The following is a 15,349-nucleotide window of genomic DNA, read 5'->3' as shown; positions in this document are numbered from 1 at the left end:
TAGGCACGACAACCCAAGTCCACCGCAGGCCACCCACCGCACCGTGCCGGTTGATGGACCTGACGACCTTCACCAACCCCGACGGACGGCTCTCGGTGATCGAGGGCAGCGAGGACGTGGATTTCGCCATCGAGCGGATCTACTACCTGTACGACGTGCCGGCGACGGCTGCCCGAGGCGCGCACGGCCATCGTGAGCTGCAACAGCTCATCGTGGCCGTGCACGGGCAGATGGAGGCGCGCCTCGACGACGGTTACCGGCGCTGGTCGTACCTGCTGGACCGCCCGGACCGGGGCCTGTACATCGGGCCGATGCTGTGGCGGGACCTGGTCAACTTCTCCCCGGGCGCGGTCACCCTCGTGCTGGCCTCGCAGCACTACGACGCGAACGACTACTACCACGATCTCGACGAGTTCCGTGCGGCCGCCCGGAGGCTGCGGTGAACGTCCCGTTCTACGATCTGCGCGCCGCCCACGCCGACCTGCGGGCAGAGCTCGACGACGTGCACCGCCGGGTCCTGGACTCCGGCTGTTTCCCGCTCGGCCCGGAGACCGAGGCGTTCGAGGACGAGTTCGCCGGCCACTACGGTGCCCGGCACTGCGTGACCGTCGGCACCGGCCTGGACGCGCTCACGCTGACCGCCGCCGGCATCGGTCCCGGCGACGAGGTCATCGAGCCGTCGCACACCTTCATCGCCACCTGGCTGTCGGTCTCGGCCACCGGGGCCCGGCCGGTGCCGGTGGAGCCCGGGCCCGCTGACGTCAACCTGGACCCGGCCGGGGTGGGGGCGGCCGTCACCAGCCGCACCCGGGCCGTCCAGCCGGTGCACCTCTACGGCCACCCGGCCGACCTGGCGCCGATCGAGGCGGTCGCCGCCCGGCACGGCCTGCTGGTGATCGAGGACGCCGCGCAGGCTCGCGGCAGGAAGTTGCCGGTGGAGTAGCCGTCCACGATCACCGCTGGGGGTAGCGGCGGCGCAGATGTCATTTCGAGATCACATTCCCGTCTACCTCGGGACGCAGCGGCGACGACGGTGCTGCGGCGTTCGCGCCACATGCACCACTGGAGCGTCGTGGGGGCTGATGTAACCGGAAGCCGTCGCAAGTTGTCAATACGATTTGGCAAGTCTGAGCAAAAACGCGGGCTAAGACTTGCCAAATAGGAGGTGGGCGCGGCGGCTTGGAGGATGGGCCGGCCGGCGCCCGGACGCACCGGTCACGCTCGGGCGAAGCACGGTCGACGGCGGGCTTCCAGATACGCTCTGAACTGCTGATACTTCTGGCGTGAACGATCTCCGCCACCAGCCCATGACGCAGGGCAGGGGGTCCGGGCCCCGGCTAGGGTTGTCCGATCGACGCGCCATGGGATGTCCTCGAGTTTGCAAAACGAGGTTTGGCGGCGCGCCGCGGACTCGATGGAGAGAGTTGCCTAGTGAGCCAGAATATTGGCAATCCCCAGGAGCAACGGGAGCGCAGTGGATGACAACAGCAACGTCCAGACGGTCAGCGGCCTCGACTGGCCGATGCTGGGCCGGTGATCAGGGCGCCCCAGCATCGCGCCCACCCCGCGTTGACACGCTTGCCACGAAGTTGCCAAAATTCAGCGGCTCGTGACAGGCTCAGTCTCCCGAGGGCCGTCCGGTGACCCGGTTTTCGGGTCAGGGCACAAGCCGGAGCAGGCGCCGGGTCACCCGAACCCCCGCGGAGTCCACCACTGTGTTCGCGCAACCGGCCTTCGGCCAGCAGCTGCGAGCTCTGCGACGTTCGCGGGGCCTGACCCAGGCGGAACTGGCGGGGACCGGCATCTCGACCGCGTACCTGTCCCGCCTCGAATCGGGTGGCCGGCCACCGACGGCCCGCGCTGTCGATTACCTGGCCGGTCGGCTCGGGGTCAGTCCGTCGGTGTTCGGGCAGGGCTCTCCCGGCACCCTGAGCGCGATCATCGCGATGATCAGCTCAGGCGGCCGATTCGAGGCCGCGGCCTCGCTGCGGCAGGCTCTGCACGAGTCCGGCGCCGAGGATGCCGCCCTGCGCTGGCACGGCTACTGGCTGCTCGCCGAGCTGCAGGAGAAGGAGGGCCTGGCGGCGGACCGGCGTGACACGTTGAAGCTGCTGGTGGCGGTCAGCGACGAGACCGACTCACCGGAGTTGCGGCTGCGGGCACGGCACCAGCTGGCGACCTGCCACCGCTCCCTCGGTGACATCCTGAGCGCGTACCCGGTCGCGATGGAGGCGTACGCCATCGCGACGGAGAACATCCTGAACGTCGTCGACACCGCCCGCGCCTTCATGGCGCTCATCGCGGTGCAGTCGGAGCTCGGCCGGCTGCCCGAGGCCCGGCAACTGGCCGACGAGTTGGAGAGGCTGGTGGTGGACGGCGAGGGCGCCGCCGACGGGACACCGGCTTCCGGGGACGCGCCGGCCGCGGTGCAGGCTCAGGTGCTCTGGACCTCGGCCACCGTGCTCACCCGTCAGGGCGAGAGCGAACTGGCGTCCCGACGGCTCGACCAGGCGATGGAACGACTGGCCGGTTCCGACGACCTGGTGCTGTGGCTGCGCCTGCGGCTGGCGGCGGCCTCGTTGTACCTGCAGATGGAGACCGACTCCGTCGACCGGGTGCTGCGCCTGCTCGGCGAGGTCGAGCCGGCGGTGCGCTTGGCGGGCCTCCGGCAGTACGCCCAGGAGTTCGATCTGCTCCAGGGCATCGCCGCGTTCCGGCACGGCGACCTGGCGACCGCCCAGGAGAGCTGCCTGCGGCTCGACGCGGTCGGGCAGTCACTGGACTTCCGGGACACGGTGCGTCTCGGCCTGCTCAAGAACCAGCTGTTGATCGCCGAGGGCGACCGGGAGCTCGCGGTCGCGAACCTGCGGGACCTGGCGGTCAAGGCTCAACGCAGCGCCCATGTAGACCTGGCCGCCGAGATCTGGCGCTATCTGGCCGAGGCCGGCGCAGCGCGGTAACACCGCTCCTCGAACCGCGTACGCCGCCTCTGCACTAGGAAGGTGTTACGTAAAGTGTCGCTTCTATCGGCATTGATACCTCCGCCAGGCCCGATCCGCATCCTCTGCCTGAGCAATCTGGCCAAGACGGTCGGCTGTTCGACATGTCGACCCAGCTCGGCACCATGGCGACACCGTTCCTGGTCCTCGCGTTGATCACCGGCGCCGGCCGCACCGGCTGGCTGGTGCTCGGCGCGGTGCTGCTGGCCGCGGGGCTCTGCGTGCCGGCGGTGGCCGGATGGGCCGAGCGCAACCGACCCCGGTTCCGCGACACTCACGAATTGATGGAGGTCCGATGACAACTGCCGACCCTGCTCCGGAGATGGCCGCCGACGGTGGGCCGCCGAGCCGCGACGACGCCTTCGACATCGCCGTGACCGGGATGTCCGCCCGGTTCCCCGGCGCGCGGACGCTGGATGCCTGGTGGGCCGCCCTGGCCGAGGGCGAGGTGCTGACCACGGCGTACACCCGTCAGGAACTGCTCGACGCCGGCGTCGCCGGAAGCCTGGCGGACAGCCCGGAGTACGTCGCCGTGCGCGGACACCTGACCGACGCGGACCGCTTCGACCACACCCCCGTCGTCCGGGGCAGCGCCGCCGCATCAGGCCCGGCGCCGGTCGCTCTGCTCTTCCCGGGCCAGGGCAGTCAGCGGCCGGGGATGGCCCTGCCGTACGCGCAAGCTCTGCCCGGCTTCACGGCCGCCCTCCGGACCTGCCTCGACGCCTTCGACCCGAGGACGGCCGAGCGGGTCCGGGCCGCCCTCACCGATCCGGAGTTCCCCGCCGCCGAACTGGCGCAGACCCGGCTGGCGCAGCCGGCGATCTTCGCGCTGCAGTACGCGGCGTTCACCGCGCTGGCCGGCCTGGGGGTGACGCCCGCGGTGGTCTGGGGGCACAGCCTCGGCGAGGTCACGGCGGCCTGCGTCGCCGGAATCCTCGACCTGCCGGCGGCCGCCCGCTTCGTGACGGTGCGGGGCGACGCCATGCAGGCGTGTCCGCCCGGGGCCATGCTGGCGGTCGGCGGTGACGAGCCGACCGTGCGCCGGCTGCTCGCGGAGTCCGGGGCCGATCTGGAGATCGCCGCTCTGAACGGGCCGATCAACAGTGTGGTGGCCGGTACCCCGGAAGCGGTGCAGACCTTCCAGGCCTGGCTGGACGGCCGGATCTTCTCGCGGCGCCTGCAGAGCGGCCACGCCTTCCACTCCTCGCTCATCGAGCCGGCCATGCCGCGACTGGCCGAGGCGCTGCGGGACGTACCGCTGGGTGTCGCCGCCGTGCCCATGGTGGAGGGCGCCACCGGCCGGCTGCTGCCGGCCGGCACCCGGGTCCGTCCCGGCACGTTCCTCGACGGCGCCCGGCAGACCGTACGGTTCGGCGAGGCCCTGTCCACCGTGGCGGAGCGGTTTCCGGACGCGGTCGTCCTGGAGATCGGGCCGGGCCAGAGCCTGTCGGCGCCGGCCGAGGCAACCGGACTGCGGACGGTGGCGTTCAGCGCGGCCCGTACCGGCAGCGGGGGGCCGTTGGCCGCGCTCGGCGCTCTGTGGGCGCAGGGTCAGCCCATCGACCGGGCCGTGATCGTCGGCCCGGGCCGCCGGATCCATCTGCCGACCTACGCCTTCCACGCGCCGCGCTGGATCGCGCCGGAGGCCACCGCCGGCCGGGCCGTCGCCGAGCCGCGGCGATCCGTCGAGCCCGTCCCGGACATCGCCGAGTCGCGATCCGCGACCGCCGCCGGCCAGAACGTGGCCGAGCCGCGACAAGCGGAGGTCGCCGTCACCCGCGGCGCCGACCGGAGTGCCCATCGTCTGGTCGCCGACCTGTGGACGGAGTTCCTGGGCCACGAGGAACCCGCCAACGACGCCGACTTCTTCGATCTCGGCGGCGACTCCTTGCAGGTGACACGCCTCGCCAACCGGATCCACCAGGAGCTGGCGGTCCGGATCCCGATCCGGGAGATGCTGCTGTGCCCCAGTCTCGGCGCCCAGGCCGACCTGGTCCAGCAACTGCTCGACTCGGCCGACACCCGCGACCTGGTCCGTGAGCGATGACCCGGAGCATCCACCGGGCGCAGCCCGCCGACGCCGAGGCCCTGGCCCACGTCCAGGCCGCGTCGTGGCGGGCGGCCTTCGACGGCCTGCTGTCCGCCGAGTACCTCGCCGACCTGGACATCGCCGCCCTCCGCACCACCTGGTCCGGCCTGCTGTCCGACGCCCGGTGGCCGCGGGCCGGCACCCTGGTGCTACGCGAGGGAGAGGATGAGGGCCGGCTCGTCGGCTACGCGCGCTTCTATCCCAGCGAGGACGCCGACCTCGACCCGGCACAGGTCGGAGAGATCGGATCGATGTACACGGTGCCGGCGGTGTGGCGCACCGGAGCCGGCAGCCTGCTGATGGCAGCGGTGCTCGACGCCCTGGCCGGCGCCGGGTATGCCACCGCGAGCCTGTGGGTGCTCGAGGGCAACACCTCGGCGCAGGCCTTCTATCGCGCCCAGGGGTGGGAGCCCGACGGTGCCCGGCACGTCGACCGGGGCAGCCCGGCGGAGGTGGTGAAACTGCGGTACCGGCGCGCGGTGACGTAACGGGCTCACCCCCGCAGGCGCCGAGCCCGGCAGGCGCTCATGTTGACGCGGTTCCCGCAGCGGACCGAGCAGAAGCGCCGGGATCCGTTGCGGGACATGTCGGCGAAGAGGCCGGCGCAGTCGTCGGCGGCGCAGACCCGCAGCCGGCCGGTCTCGTCCATCCGGATGACGCTCATCAGGGCCAGGGCGGCGTCCACCCGCATCCGTTCGGCGAGCGGGGCCCCGGGTTCGGTGGCGTGCACATGCCAGTCCGAGCCGTCGTGCCGGATCAGGTAGGGCCGGGCCGGCGCCTCGCGCAGCATCCGGTTGACCATGGCGGCGGCGTCGTCGCGGTCCGCGGTCCACACGTCGCGCAGCTGCGCACGGGCCGCCCGCACCTGCGCCAACTCGACCTCGTCACCGTCGACCCGGCCGACGAACGTGTATCGCTCCAGCAGCCGCGCCAGCTGGTCGACGGTGGACAGCTCGTCCGCGCCGGAGCGGGAGGCGCCGGCCGCCGTGTTGGCGAGCGCGACGATGAATCCAGCGAATCCTCCGCGGGACGCGGAGCCTTCCCGGTGCTGGCGGTACAGCAGAATCGACGACTGTTTCGCCCTGGATCTTATGGAGACTTTCACCCTTTCACCGAGAGATCCAGATGACCCTCCGCATGCACGGGGAGCAGGTCGGCGCTCTCCAGGACGATGTACCAGTCCACGGATCACCCCCGCATGCGCGGGGGTGATCCCTCTCGGATACGGCCGCCGGCGTCAGGCCGGTGGCTCGTGCGGTTCGAACGACATCGGCGTCGGAATCCGTGACGTCGTGCCGGTACACGACTTCGTCATTGTCGTGCAGCCCTCGCCAATTCCACATGCGAATACTCACCGTTTGCGGTCGACCGGTTCATCGATGCCCCACTCGCTATCGGTTATGCGGGTTTATCAATGCGTAGCCAGCGGTGGTCCCGCAGTCGGGTGATTAACGCGGGATTCTTCAGGATGCCGTTCCGGGACAGTTCACCCGCCACCTTCTCGAGTCACTCGGGATCGGTCGTCTTGTGCAGGACGAGGTCGTTCAGGGCAGCGGCAACAGCCGGTGCGCCATTGTCGCGGGGTGGTCGGTAATCGTCATGGCTCGCGTCCTTCCCGTGTAGCCGGCCGCACGTCGCGAGTCTCCTCCGTGCCGATCGGCGACGCCGGTGTGCCGGCGCCCGCCGCCGCATCTGCCCTCATCGGAGTTCCGGCCCCATCCGGCGTCGTGGCGCCGTGCACCCTCAGCCGCATGACCACCGCGACACCGGTCAGGATGCGGGCGAATCCGGCGAGCTGTCCCACCGGCGGCCACTCGCCCCGGGCGATGTAGACGTAGGCGAAGCCCGACATCGTCTCCACATTGATCAACATTCCGGCGGCAGTCGGTGGCAGCCGGCCGGAGGCGACGTTCCACAACGCCGTGCCACCCCAGGACACCGCGACGCCCAGGATGAGCGAGGTGAGCACCAGCGCGCCGACGCTCCCCCGACCCTCGCCGTTGTCACCGAGCTGACCGGTCACCGCTGCCAGCGGGAGCGCCACCAGCGCGATAGCGCCGGTTCCCAACCCGATGATCACGGACCAACCGGCGTCCGGCACCTCCGGGTGATGTTCCAGGAAACGGGCGTTGGCTATGCCATACCAGGTCCACAGCACCACGGCGCCGAACGCGCACAGCACGCCGAAGGCCTTCGTCGCGATCGAGGATTCGGCCGCCGGAGAGCTGCCACCCATCTCCAGGACGTTGACGATCACCAGTCCCGCGGCGACCAGAGCGACGGGCACCGCCAGCCGGCGCCAGGGATAGGTCCGGGCCACGATGTTGCCGACCACGGCCAGGGCCACCGGGATGCAGCCGATGATGATGCCGGTGACCGGGGCACCCACCGCCTGCACGCCCAGCACCAGCAGGAGGTAGTAGCCCACGTTGCCGGTGAACGCGAACAGCAGAGCGGGAGGCCAGTGCTGCCTCGCATGCCCCGCAACGCGGCCCTGCCCACTGCCAGCACCGCCAGTGCCAGCAGTCCGTAGATCAGATAGCGGCCTGCGGTGACCGTCACCGATGGACGCCTTCGACGCTTTCGGCCGCCCTCACCGGCTGCGTCCCGGCGTGTACCAGCCGAGCGTCTTCGTCTTCAGCTTCGCCGGCGACCGCCTCTTCAACGCCGAACACACCAGCGCACTTCTTGATTCACTCGGCACGACCGGAGTACGACTCCGCTGATGTCCTGCGGGTCGGTGCTCGGATCTTTGCTTTGAGCGACCGGATCGGCCGTGCGGCGATGAACGTGTACACGTACCAGCGGTTCGGGCCTCGCTTGCGCTGCCACTGGATGGGGAAGCCGAGGAAGTGGAACCCGTCGCTCAGGTGCACGATCCGCGTCTTGGCCGGCGACAGGCGCAGGCCCAGCGGAGCGAGCACAGCGGCGATCTCCTCGCGCAACGCGGCCGTACGGTCCCGGGTTCCGTGGACCAGGATCACTAAGTCGTCGGCGTAACGGACCAGCCGCCACGTCGGCACCCCCCCGGCTGCGCCGGTAGTTACGGCGTCCGCTGGCCGACATCGCGCCGCCCGGCTTCCACGGCGCGACATCGGGCCGCGCTTACCTACAGCAACATTGCGTGGAAGGCCGTACGTACCGGGGGCCCCGCCTTGAACTCTCGATACCTCCGTTCAAAAGATTCGCCCGAAAATTTGTTCGTTGTGGTACTTCAAACTCACCTCCGAGATCACATGCCCCTCCACCACTCGAATGTCCTCTCGGCGCAAAGCGATCGCTCCCATGTCGCACAAGGCATGGTGATTAGGACACAGCACAATGACATTTGAGGCTGTGTCGGGCCCAGCGTGATCTCCCCCGAGCGGAATGATGTGGTGAGCCTCGGAGTAGGTCTTGGTAGGAGAGATGTGCAAGACTTCGCCGCAGATCTGACAGGCGTCTCGGTGAAGCAATTTTATCTGCCGAGCCAACACGGTGTCCCGCAGAATGCGGTACGTAGCTTGCCGTACACGGCCGGGTCTGTCGTTCCCCTCCGGCAAGTCGGCCGCAGTCGGCGTCGGTTGCACGAGCTGACGCAGGCCCCATACCCCTCGCCCCAAGCCCTCGACGGAGAAGAATACGTCCGCAACGTTCTTGTACCCGGCAGAGTCGGATGAGCGGTCTTGAATTTGACGGCGAATGATGTCCTTCCACGAAGCCGGCAGATCCGTGCGAAGCGTCTTCACCGCGTCATAGATTTCCGCGTACGTCCCTGTGCCACCCAGGCTGGTCAGGGCGGAAACGATGTCCTCTTCCCAGGTGGGCATTGAGCCACGCTCCTTAAGGTCTGATAGCCACCACGTTCGCGTGTACCGCGCGGACGTTGGTACGCCGGCGGAACCGGGCGGTCTGCCGAGGCAGCCTAGCGGACCACATAGGAGGGACCCGGGCTGCACGGCAGCGCTTCAAACGAACGCTCGCCCGCGGGCCGGCGACCCGTCTGAACCCCACAAGCCCAGGCGACAGCACGTGCGTCTCCGCCAGCGCCAAGGCCTTCCGCGGTCTCGCCGAGGCACCACGCCCGACAAGGCGGCCCGCTGGAACGCCTGCACCGCCGAACTCGACGAACTGGCGGCCCGGCACGAGAAGCAGGCGGTACCCGCCTGATGACCGCCCCGGGTGATCCGCTGACAGGACCCTCACTGCGGGCGTACCGCTCCAGCCGCGAGCGTGCCGTACAGCACATGGCCCGCGGCTGTCTCGTCTGCGCCCACTTCGAGCCGTTCCAGCCCAGCGAACTCGACACCGGCTGGCTCGGTGAACCCAAACACTGCACAGCCGGCGTCGACCTGACCGGGCGGCACGCCTGCACCGAATGTGTCGGCGGGAAAGTGCGCGAGACCTGGGACGACGAAGGTATCCGCGTCTGCCGGGTATGCGACGGCCAGAACGAAGAGTTCAAGCCGGACCCGATCGCGCACTGCAGCCTGTGGCAACTCGGCCCACACCAAGAGGAACAGCCGTGCCCCTCGCCTGGGCCGCATCGAAGCTTTCTGCATCGAGGCGGCATGGGCACCACCGTGATCAAACCCGAGCCGGAAGCCTGGCAATCGTCAGTGCCGCGCCTTCACAGCGTGTAAAACTTCCTGGTCAGCTCAGCCACCTGCCGTTTCAACTCCTCAATCTCCGCCTCCGCCTTCTCAAGGCGGATCCGATGATCCGTTCGCACCCGTTCAAGCTGGTCTAGCTGCGCCTTCAGGTCGTCATCCACATCGTGACGATCGCACCCGGGCCTCGGCACTGTCCGGAAAACAGCCCAGCCGCGGGTCCACCGGTCGCCCCTTCGCCCCGATTGACACCCACCGCCGACCACAACCCGCCAGACACCACGGTCATGCCGTAATGAAATCCTGGCCGGTATGACTCCGAAAGAACACGCCGCGCGCGCCGAGGAACTCATCGCCGAAGCCGAACGCCTCTACCAAATCTGCCTCGTCGACTACCAGACCAACATCAACGAGGACGACCACGCCGACCAGCCGCACGTCCCCGCCGCGGACCTCGCCATGCTCACCGCCACCACCCAGCTCGCCCAGGCCCACGCCACCCTCGCGCTCACAGCGCCGGCCCGGCCGTCGTCCGTGCCCACCGACGAAGACCTCGGACCGGATGTGATGGGACCACGACACTAGGCGACCGAATATGAGCGGGCTCGGCGTCAGCCGCTCCCAACCGACCGAGCAGCGCAAACAGGCCCGCACGAACGGTTGTGATCATGCGCCCCGACGCCCGGCCGACGGCGTCACCCGCCAATTCCTGAGCCTCACCGTCCTGCTTGCCGGGCTCACCGGCACCGCTTTCCTCACCTCAGGACTCGTTGAACGACAGCAGCGACAGACGAGGAATTGATCCGCGGGGTCAGGCCGTGGTAGACGCCAACGCCGATGTTGGTGCCGCCAACCGGGCCGCGATCGAAACGAGCAACAGGCTCGCTGCCGAAGCCATCGTCACGACAGCTCATCCAGAGACCACTCCTGTGTGAGCGTGGTCCATACAAGCCGCTGACCAGCCGGAACGCGAATCCGGCCTGGTCAGACAACGCTCTCCGATGTCGCTAAAAGCTGTTCGACGCTATTCGCTGCTATCAGGAACCCCCCGTCTGCTCCACGCCCATCATCGGTTTTGGGGAGCAGCGCCGCACCACCCCCGTCCGAAACGCCGAATTCATCGCCGCGGTGCTCCTCACCAGCGACAGGACTTACTTCGGGGGACCGGGCGTTCAGTGACTGGGACGGCGTCCACCCCAGCCGGCAAGGAGCAGACCGGCGACCACTAGGACAATATGGCCAGCCAGTTGAGCCCCGAAGCCGCCGGGTAGCCAGCCGAGCAGGCCGGCGTTGTCGTGGTCCACGAGTTGGCGGACTGTGCCTTGAGCTCCGTAGACCAGCAGAATCATGCCGATGACCAGCGTCGTTGTCCTCATGGCAGACCCCTCCCCTATATTGGTACGGTTGCACCAAATCTTAGTGGTGCGACCGTACCAGATTGATGGGAGCTGTGAATGCCTCGCCAGGTCGACCATGAGGCGCGGCGCCGCCACATCGCTGCTGCGGTATGGCGGTTGGCCGCATCCGGAGGACTCGAAGACGCGACGATCCGGCGCGTCGCGGCGGAGGCGGGAGTGCCCGCCCGGCAGTTGCAGTACTACTTCGGCACCCGCGAGGACCTGCTACTCGGCGCTCTCGAGCTACTCAACCGCGACGGTGAGGCGGAGGCCCGGGAACGCGTCGCCGCACTGGGCCAGGAGCCGGAACCTCGCGACGTGCTGCGCAGCGTCCTGCTCGAATTCCTCCCGCTGGACGAGAGCCGCCGACAGCGGCACCTGGTGCACATGGCCTACTTCGTTCGGTTCATGACCGAGGATGCACTACGCGATCGGATCCGCGACGCGCCGCCAGAACTGGAGGATCTGATTGCCATGCTCCTGCCAGAGGGACGGCGGGACGAAGCGGACTTCCTGTTGGCAGGAACGACCGGACTGCAGGGCCAAATGCTGCTCGGGCAGCTGCGCGCGGAGCGGGCGATCGAGCTGATCGATCGCCAGCTCGACCGGCTCTTCGCGCCAGTGGATTGACCCGCGGATTGTGGTCTCTGAGCATCGTGCTGATCAGGCGACAATGAGCTTGGGCAGCGCGGCCCGCCGACCCTCTTCGCGGGCGATCCGGCGGGTCATCAGGGTGATGTTCGCCCCAGGTGATGTGGGCTTCGGAGTGTTCGGGGAGGCGTTCCTAGTCGCGGGCGTTGCGGCGGGCACGCATCAGCCAGGACAGGGATCGTTCGACGATCCACCGGCGGGGCAAACCTTGAACCCGACCTGGTTCGGCGGCTTCTTCACGACCTTGAAGGTGAGGTCGAGCTCGTTGCGGGCCCAGCCGGTCAGGCCGGTGTAGGCGATGTCGGCCCACATCAGGGTCAGCTCCGGATTGTTTTTGCGCAGCTCAGGCAGCATTTCACGGGCGGCATCGCGGTCGGTGACGTCCGCCGCGGTCACCTTCACGTCATCAACAGGCCCTTCGAGTCGACGATCAGATGCCGCTTTCGGCCGTTGATCAGCTTCGCGCCGTCGAATCCGCGGGTGTCTCGGCTGACGGTCTCGGCGGCCTTCACGCTCTGCGAGTCCATAATGGCCGCGACCGGACGGGGGCACCGGCCGGCGTCGACGCGGATGCGGCGGCGCAGCTGGTCGCGGAGGTAGTCGAGCACGCCCGCTTTGACCCAGCGGGCGAAGAACCCGTAGACGGTGATCAGGCCCGGCTGCTGGAGGACCTGCTCGACGTGCCGGACGGCTCCCGGTTCTCGCAGCTGGAGCGGTTGCGAACACCGGTGACCAGAACGTCGGGCACCGGAATGGTCCGCGCTCTGCACGCGGCCGATTCTCAGGCTCTCGCAGAACTCTCGCAACTGACCGTTTCTGCGAAGAGGCCAAAGGCATTCACCGTTGCCAGGTCGCCCGGTCGCTCGGTGTTACGACCGCGTCCATCCCCGAGTTCCGTCGTCTACGTCTGAGTCACCCAGCTCGGCGTCCAGGTTCCGGGGCTGCCGCGGCCGGCCGCCGCGGCAGCGAGGTGGTCGCGGAGAGCGGCTAGCGCTGGGTGGAGATTGTCGCGGTGCCAGAGGAGCGAGTGCGGGTAGACGGGGGTGGGGCCGGTCACCGGGATGCGGCGCAGGCCGTGGCTGGCGGGCCAGACGAGGCGGGTCTGCTCGCCTATGAAGGTGGCCAGTGCCGGGGTGTCGGCGACGGTGTCGAGGAGCGCGTCGGCGCCGAGGTTGGGGCCGGTTGCCTCGATGGTGAGACCGAACTCGGCGGCGAGGTCGTCGTAGTAGGCGGCCCATTCGGTGCCGGGAGTGATGCCGGGCATCCAGATGCGATGCCCGGCGAGCTGGGCGACCGTCACCGATCGGGCCGACGCCAGCGTATGGCCCGGGCCGGTGAGCAGTTGGAGCGGCTCGTCGAGCACCCGGATGGTCTCGATGTCCTCGGGAAGGGGCTGGCCGGGCATGGCGACCGCGCGGAAGGACGCGTCGATCGCTCCGGACTGGAGGGCGGCGACGGCCGTCTCGACGTCGAACAGTTTCATCACGTCGAGCTCGATCTCGGGATGTGCCTGGTGGAAGCCGCGGATCAGGCCGGTCGTGGCGAGGCGTGAGGCGATCACGTCGACGCGCAGCGGGCGACTTCCGGGGCGTACCGCCGCGGTCGCGCGTTCGGCGGCGCGTAGCAGTTCGCGGGCGTGAGGCAGGAACGCCTGCCCGTCGATGGTGAGTTCAGCGCCGCGCGGCGTGCGGGTGAACAGCCGTACGCCGAGGTTGCGCTCCAGCGTGGCGATGCGTTTGGAGACGGCCTGCTGGGTGATCGCCAGTTCGGCGGCGGTCTCCTGGAACTGGCCTGCCTCGGCAACAGCGACGAAGGTGCGCACGGCGTCAAAGTCCATGTCGACGGACCTTACTCTCACAACTTTTGGTTGTTTAGTTTCGGGGTGTCGATTGTTTGATGCGCAGCAGCTGCGCCTGATTGGATCTCAGCTATCAACCAAGAGTTGTTCTTCTAAGATTGTGAGGGTCACTGGGGTGGTGACTGAAAGAACGTTGGGGCGGCAGTTCAGGTGGCTCTGGACGGCGTACACGGTGAGCACGTTCGGCACGTGGCTCGGGTTCGGCGCGTTCCCCCTGATCGCGATCCTGGTGCTGCACGTCGGCCCGGTCGAGGTGTCGCTGCTGTCGGCTGCGGGATTGGCCATCGGTGCGGTCGTCGCGGTGCCGCTCGGCCCGTGGGTGGAGTTTCGCCGCAAGCGGCCGGTGATGGTAGCGATGGACCTGATCCGGTTCGCCGCATTGATGAGTGTCCCAGTTGCGTTCGCTCTCGGCTGGTTGACGTTCGCTCAGCTCGTACTCGTAGCGATCGTTGCCGCGGCGTCCGACATCACCTTCAAAGCGGCCAGCGGCGCGTACCTGAAGACCTTGATCCCGCGGGCGGGCCTGCTCGCCGCGAACGGCCGGTTCGAGGCCACCACCTGGACCGCCACCGTGGTGGGACCGCCGCTCGGCAATGCCGCGATCGGGCTGTTCGGTCCAGTGGTAACCGTGGCGGTCGATGCGGTCAGCTACCTGCTCTCGGCGCTGAGTATCCGGGTGATCGGAGAACGAGAGCCACGCCCCGATCGAACCGATGGTTTACGGCTGAAAGCCAGCGACCTGCTCGACGGATGGCGCTATATCCTGGCCCACCCGGCGCTGCGCCCGCTGTTTTTCCATACGGTCCTGGTCAACGGTCTGATCATGGCGACCTCACCGCTGCTCGCCGTCCTCATGCTCGACCGGCTCGGGTTCGAGCCCTGGCAGTACGGCCTGGCCTTCGGCGTACCGTGCATCGGTGGACTGATCGGCTCACGGCTGGCCCAGCCGCTCGTCGCCCGGTTCGGACAACACCGGATCCTGCTCACCGTCGGCGCACTACGCGCCTGCTGGCCGCTCGGCCTCGCCTTCATCGGCCCCGGCATCGCCGGGCTGGTGCTCGTCATCGCCATCCAGTTCGGGTTGGTCGCCTGCATGGGAGTGTTCAACCCGGTATTCGCAACCTATCGACTCGACCAGACACCAACGACCCGAGTCGTCCGCACGCTGTCCGCGTGGTCGGTCACCAGCAACGCCACCATCGCCGCCCTGACTGTGCTGTGGGGCTTGCTGGCCACCGTCACCAGCCTGCGCACCGCGATCGCGATCGCGGGTCTGCTGATCCTGATCACCCCGTGAGTTCCCCCCGTTTCGACGGAGCGGTGGTTACCTGCTTCCGGCGGGGGCAGGGGTGAGGTTATCTGGCTCGGTCTGGGCGTGCCAGGCGGTCTCGTATTCGTCGGGGCTGAGGTAGCCGAGTTCCTTCTGGATGCGGCGGGTGTTGTACCAGCCGTCGATGTATCCGAAGATTGCGTTCTCGGCTTCGTCTCGGGTTCGCCAGCTCGTGCGGTAGACCAGTTCGATCTTCAGCGTCGACCAGAAGTTCTCCATCAGCGCGTTGTCGAACGAGTCGCCGACCGAGCCCATGGACGGTCGGATTCCGTTGTCCTGCAGCCGTTGTGAGAAGCGGAAACTCGTATAGTTCGAACCCCTGTCCGAGTGGTGGATCAACTGGCCGTCGCGGACGTCACGCGACCAGATGCCGTACTCGAGCGCGGCCAGGATCAGATCGGTGTCGCACCGATCAGAGGTCTTCCAGCCGACGATG

The 15,349-nt window shown here is 68.4% G+C and carries 21 protein-coding genes; 11 read left to right on the top strand and 10 right to left on the bottom strand.

All coding sequences use genetic code 11. The features are described 5' to 3' along the window. Window positions 1-53 precede the first annotated feature (53 nt). From QLQ12_RS32415 to QLQ12_RS32390, 6 genes are all read left to right on the top strand, one after another. Entirely contained in the window at window positions 54-443 is a 390-nt protein-coding gene (locus tag QLQ12_RS32415) for a sugar 3,4-ketoisomerase (RefSeq protein ID WP_282764347.1), read from the top strand. Continuing rightward, entirely contained in the window at window positions 440-943 is a 504-nt protein-coding gene (locus tag QLQ12_RS32410; RefSeq protein ID WP_282764346.1) for a DegT/DnrJ/EryC1/StrS family aminotransferase, read from the top strand. Before QLQ12_RS32415 ends, QLQ12_RS32410 begins: the two co-directional genes overlap by 4 nt. 772 nt (window positions 944-1,715) lie before the next feature. After that, window positions 1,716-2,960: a helix-turn-helix domain-containing protein gene (locus tag QLQ12_RS32405; RefSeq protein ID WP_282764345.1), complete on the top strand. Its 1,245-nt coding sequence runs from the start codon at window positions 1,716-1,718 to the stop codon at window positions 2,958-2,960. A gap of 143 nt (window positions 2,961-3,103) precedes the next feature. Then, a complete protein-coding gene (locus QLQ12_RS32400; protein WP_282764344.1) occupies window positions 3,104-3,298 on the top strand; it encodes a hypothetical protein in 195 nt (64 codons plus the stop codon). Then, window positions 3,295-5,046, top strand: coding sequence for an acyltransferase domain-containing protein (locus QLQ12_RS32395; RefSeq protein ID WP_282764343.1), 1,752 nt, complete (start codon window positions 3,295-3,297; stop codon window positions 5,044-5,046). The genes QLQ12_RS32400 and QLQ12_RS32395 overlap by 4 nt, the downstream gene beginning before the upstream one ends. Beyond that, window positions 5,043-5,576 (top strand): GNAT family N-acetyltransferase, encoded by a 534-nt coding sequence (locus QLQ12_RS32390; RefSeq protein ID WP_282764342.1) that lies wholly within the window; start codon window positions 5,043-5,045, stop codon window positions 5,574-5,576. The genes QLQ12_RS32395 and QLQ12_RS32390 overlap by 4 nt, the downstream gene beginning before the upstream one ends. Before the next feature lie 5 nt (window positions 5,577-5,581). Here the strand turns inward: QLQ12_RS32390 and QLQ12_RS32385 are convergent, their stop codons facing one another. From QLQ12_RS32385 to QLQ12_RS32370, 4 genes are all read right to left on the bottom strand, one after another. Further along, window positions 5,582-6,193: a CGNR zinc finger domain-containing protein gene (locus tag QLQ12_RS32385; RefSeq protein ID WP_282764341.1), complete on the bottom strand. Its 612-nt coding sequence runs from the start codon at window positions 6,191-6,193 to the stop codon at window positions 5,582-5,584. Window positions 6,194-6,685: 492 nt separating this feature from the next. After that, window positions 6,686-7,516: a DMT family transporter gene (locus tag QLQ12_RS32380; RefSeq protein ID WP_282764340.1), complete on the bottom strand. Its 831-nt coding sequence runs from the start codon at window positions 7,514-7,516 to the stop codon at window positions 6,686-6,688. A 265-nt stretch (window positions 7,517-7,781) separates the two neighbouring features. Next, entirely contained in the window at window positions 7,782-8,111 is a 330-nt protein-coding gene (locus tag QLQ12_RS32375) for a reverse transcriptase domain-containing protein (RefSeq protein ID WP_282764339.1), read from the bottom strand. A gap of 153 nt (window positions 8,112-8,264) precedes the next feature. Further along, complete coding sequence (locus QLQ12_RS32370) at window positions 8,265-8,897, bottom strand: HNH endonuclease (protein WP_282764338.1); 633 nt, start codon at window positions 8,895-8,897, stop codon at window positions 8,265-8,267. 202 nt (window positions 8,898-9,099) lie between these two features. On the opposite strand from QLQ12_RS32370, the gene QLQ12_RS32365 reads away from it, so the two are divergent. Then, a complete protein-coding gene (locus tag QLQ12_RS32365; protein WP_282764337.1) occupies window positions 9,100-9,237 on the top strand; it encodes a hypothetical protein in 138 nt (45 codons plus the stop codon). Window positions 9,238-9,314: 77 nt separating this feature from the next. Continuing rightward, window positions 9,315-9,710, top strand: coding sequence for a hypothetical protein (locus QLQ12_RS32360; protein WP_282764336.1), 396 nt, complete (start codon window positions 9,315-9,317; stop codon window positions 9,708-9,710). Here QLQ12_RS32360 and QLQ12_RS32355 read toward each other — a convergent pair. Continuing rightward, window positions 9,698-9,841, bottom strand: coding sequence for a hypothetical protein (locus tag QLQ12_RS32355; RefSeq protein ID WP_282764335.1), 144 nt, complete (start codon window positions 9,839-9,841; stop codon window positions 9,698-9,700). The two genes, QLQ12_RS32360 and QLQ12_RS32355, sit on opposite strands and share 13 nt — an antisense overlap. Window positions 9,842-9,989: 148 nt before the next feature. Here QLQ12_RS32355 and QLQ12_RS32350 point away from each other — a divergent pair, with 148 nt between their 5' ends. Further along, window positions 9,990-10,262 carry a hypothetical protein gene (locus QLQ12_RS32350; protein WP_282764334.1) on the top strand — a complete coding sequence of 91 codons (273 nt, stop codon included), beginning with the start codon at window positions 9,990-9,992 and terminating at the stop codon, window positions 10,260-10,262. Between the two features lie 587 nt (window positions 10,263-10,849). On the opposite strand, the gene QLQ12_RS32345 is transcribed toward QLQ12_RS32350, so the two are convergent. Then, entirely contained in the window at window positions 10,850-11,053 is a 204-nt protein-coding gene (locus QLQ12_RS32345; protein WP_282764333.1) for a hypothetical protein, read from the bottom strand. A 78-nt stretch (window positions 11,054-11,131) separates the two neighbouring features. Here QLQ12_RS32345 and QLQ12_RS32340 point away from each other — a divergent pair, with 78 nt between their 5' ends. Beyond that, window positions 11,132-11,704: a TetR/AcrR family transcriptional regulator gene (locus QLQ12_RS32340; RefSeq protein WP_282764332.1), complete on the top strand. Its 573-nt coding sequence runs from the start codon at window positions 11,132-11,134 to the stop codon at window positions 11,702-11,704. A 183-nt stretch (window positions 11,705-11,887) separates the two neighbouring features. On the opposite strand, the gene QLQ12_RS32335 is transcribed toward QLQ12_RS32340, so the two are convergent. The 3 genes from QLQ12_RS32335 to QLQ12_RS32325 form a co-directional block, all read right to left on the bottom strand. After that, window positions 11,888-12,127, bottom strand: coding sequence for a hypothetical protein (locus QLQ12_RS32335; RefSeq protein ID WP_282764331.1), 240 nt, complete (start codon window positions 12,125-12,127; stop codon window positions 11,888-11,890). Further along, window positions 12,124-12,495 (bottom strand): hypothetical protein, encoded by a 372-nt coding sequence (locus QLQ12_RS32330; protein ID WP_282764330.1) that lies wholly within the window; start codon window positions 12,493-12,495, stop codon window positions 12,124-12,126. The genes QLQ12_RS32335 and QLQ12_RS32330 overlap by 4 nt, the downstream gene beginning before the upstream one ends. Before the next feature lie 131 nt (window positions 12,496-12,626). Beyond that, window positions 12,627-13,562 carry a LysR family transcriptional regulator gene (locus QLQ12_RS32325; protein WP_282764329.1) on the bottom strand — a complete coding sequence of 312 codons (936 nt, stop codon included), beginning with the start codon at window positions 13,560-13,562 and terminating at the stop codon, window positions 12,627-12,629. A 52-nt stretch (window positions 13,563-13,614) separates the two neighbouring features. On the opposite strand from QLQ12_RS32325, the gene QLQ12_RS32320 reads away from it, so the two are divergent. Then, window positions 13,615-14,880, top strand: a complete 1,266-nt coding sequence (locus QLQ12_RS32320) for an MFS transporter (RefSeq protein ID WP_282764328.1) — start codon at window positions 13,615-13,617, stop codon at window positions 14,878-14,880. 27 nt (window positions 14,881-14,907) lie between these two features. Here QLQ12_RS32320 and QLQ12_RS32315 read toward each other — a convergent pair. After that, window positions 14,908-15,349: IS3 family transposase (locus QLQ12_RS32315; RefSeq protein WP_282764327.1), on the bottom strand; the 442-nt coding region annotated here is incomplete at its 5' end.

Origin of the sequence: Actinoplanes sandaracinus, from assembly GCF_030009775.1 — a bacterium.
GTDB classification, from domain to species: Bacteria; Actinomycetota; Actinomycetes; order Mycobacteriales; family Micromonosporaceae; genus Actinoplanes; species Actinoplanes sandaracinus.
This window is presented reverse-complemented; position numbering and strand designations above follow the sequence as displayed.

What these genes read in the sequence shown, in the direction of transcription:
- QLQ12_RS32415 (WP_282764347.1), top strand. Translation starts at nt 54, where the DNA reads ATGGACCTGACGACCTTCACCAACCCCGACGGACGGCTCTCGGTGATC.
- QLQ12_RS32395 (WP_282764343.1), top strand. Translation starts at nt 3,295, where the DNA reads ATGACAACTGCCGACCCTGCTCCGGAGATGGCCGCCGACGGTGGGCCG.
- QLQ12_RS32345 (WP_282764333.1), bottom strand. Translation starts at nt 11,053, where the DNA reads ATGAGGACAACGACGCTGGTCATCGGCATGATTCTGCTGGTCTACGGA.
- QLQ12_RS32360 (WP_282764336.1), top strand. Translation starts at nt 9,315, where the DNA reads ATGGCCCGCGGCTGTCTCGTCTGCGCCCACTTCGAGCCGTTCCAGCCC.
- QLQ12_RS32340 (WP_282764332.1), top strand. Translation starts at nt 11,132, where the DNA reads ATGCCTCGCCAGGTCGACCATGAGGCGCGGCGCCGCCACATCGCTGCT.
- QLQ12_RS32370 (WP_282764338.1), bottom strand. Translation starts at nt 8,897, where the DNA reads ATGCCCACCTGGGAAGAGGACATCGTTTCCGCCCTGACCAGCCTGGGT.
- QLQ12_RS32400 (WP_282764344.1), top strand. Translation starts at nt 3,104, where the DNA reads ATGTCGACCCAGCTCGGCACCATGGCGACACCGTTCCTGGTCCTCGCG.
- QLQ12_RS32350 (WP_282764334.1), top strand. Translation starts at nt 9,990, where the DNA reads ATGACTCCGAAAGAACACGCCGCGCGCGCCGAGGAACTCATCGCCGAA.
- QLQ12_RS32390 (WP_282764342.1), top strand. Translation starts at nt 5,043, where the DNA reads ATGACCCGGAGCATCCACCGGGCGCAGCCCGCCGACGCCGAGGCCCTG.
- QLQ12_RS32325 (WP_282764329.1), bottom strand. Translation starts at nt 13,562, where the DNA reads ATGGACTTTGACGCCGTGCGCACCTTCGTCGCTGTTGCCGAGGCAGGC.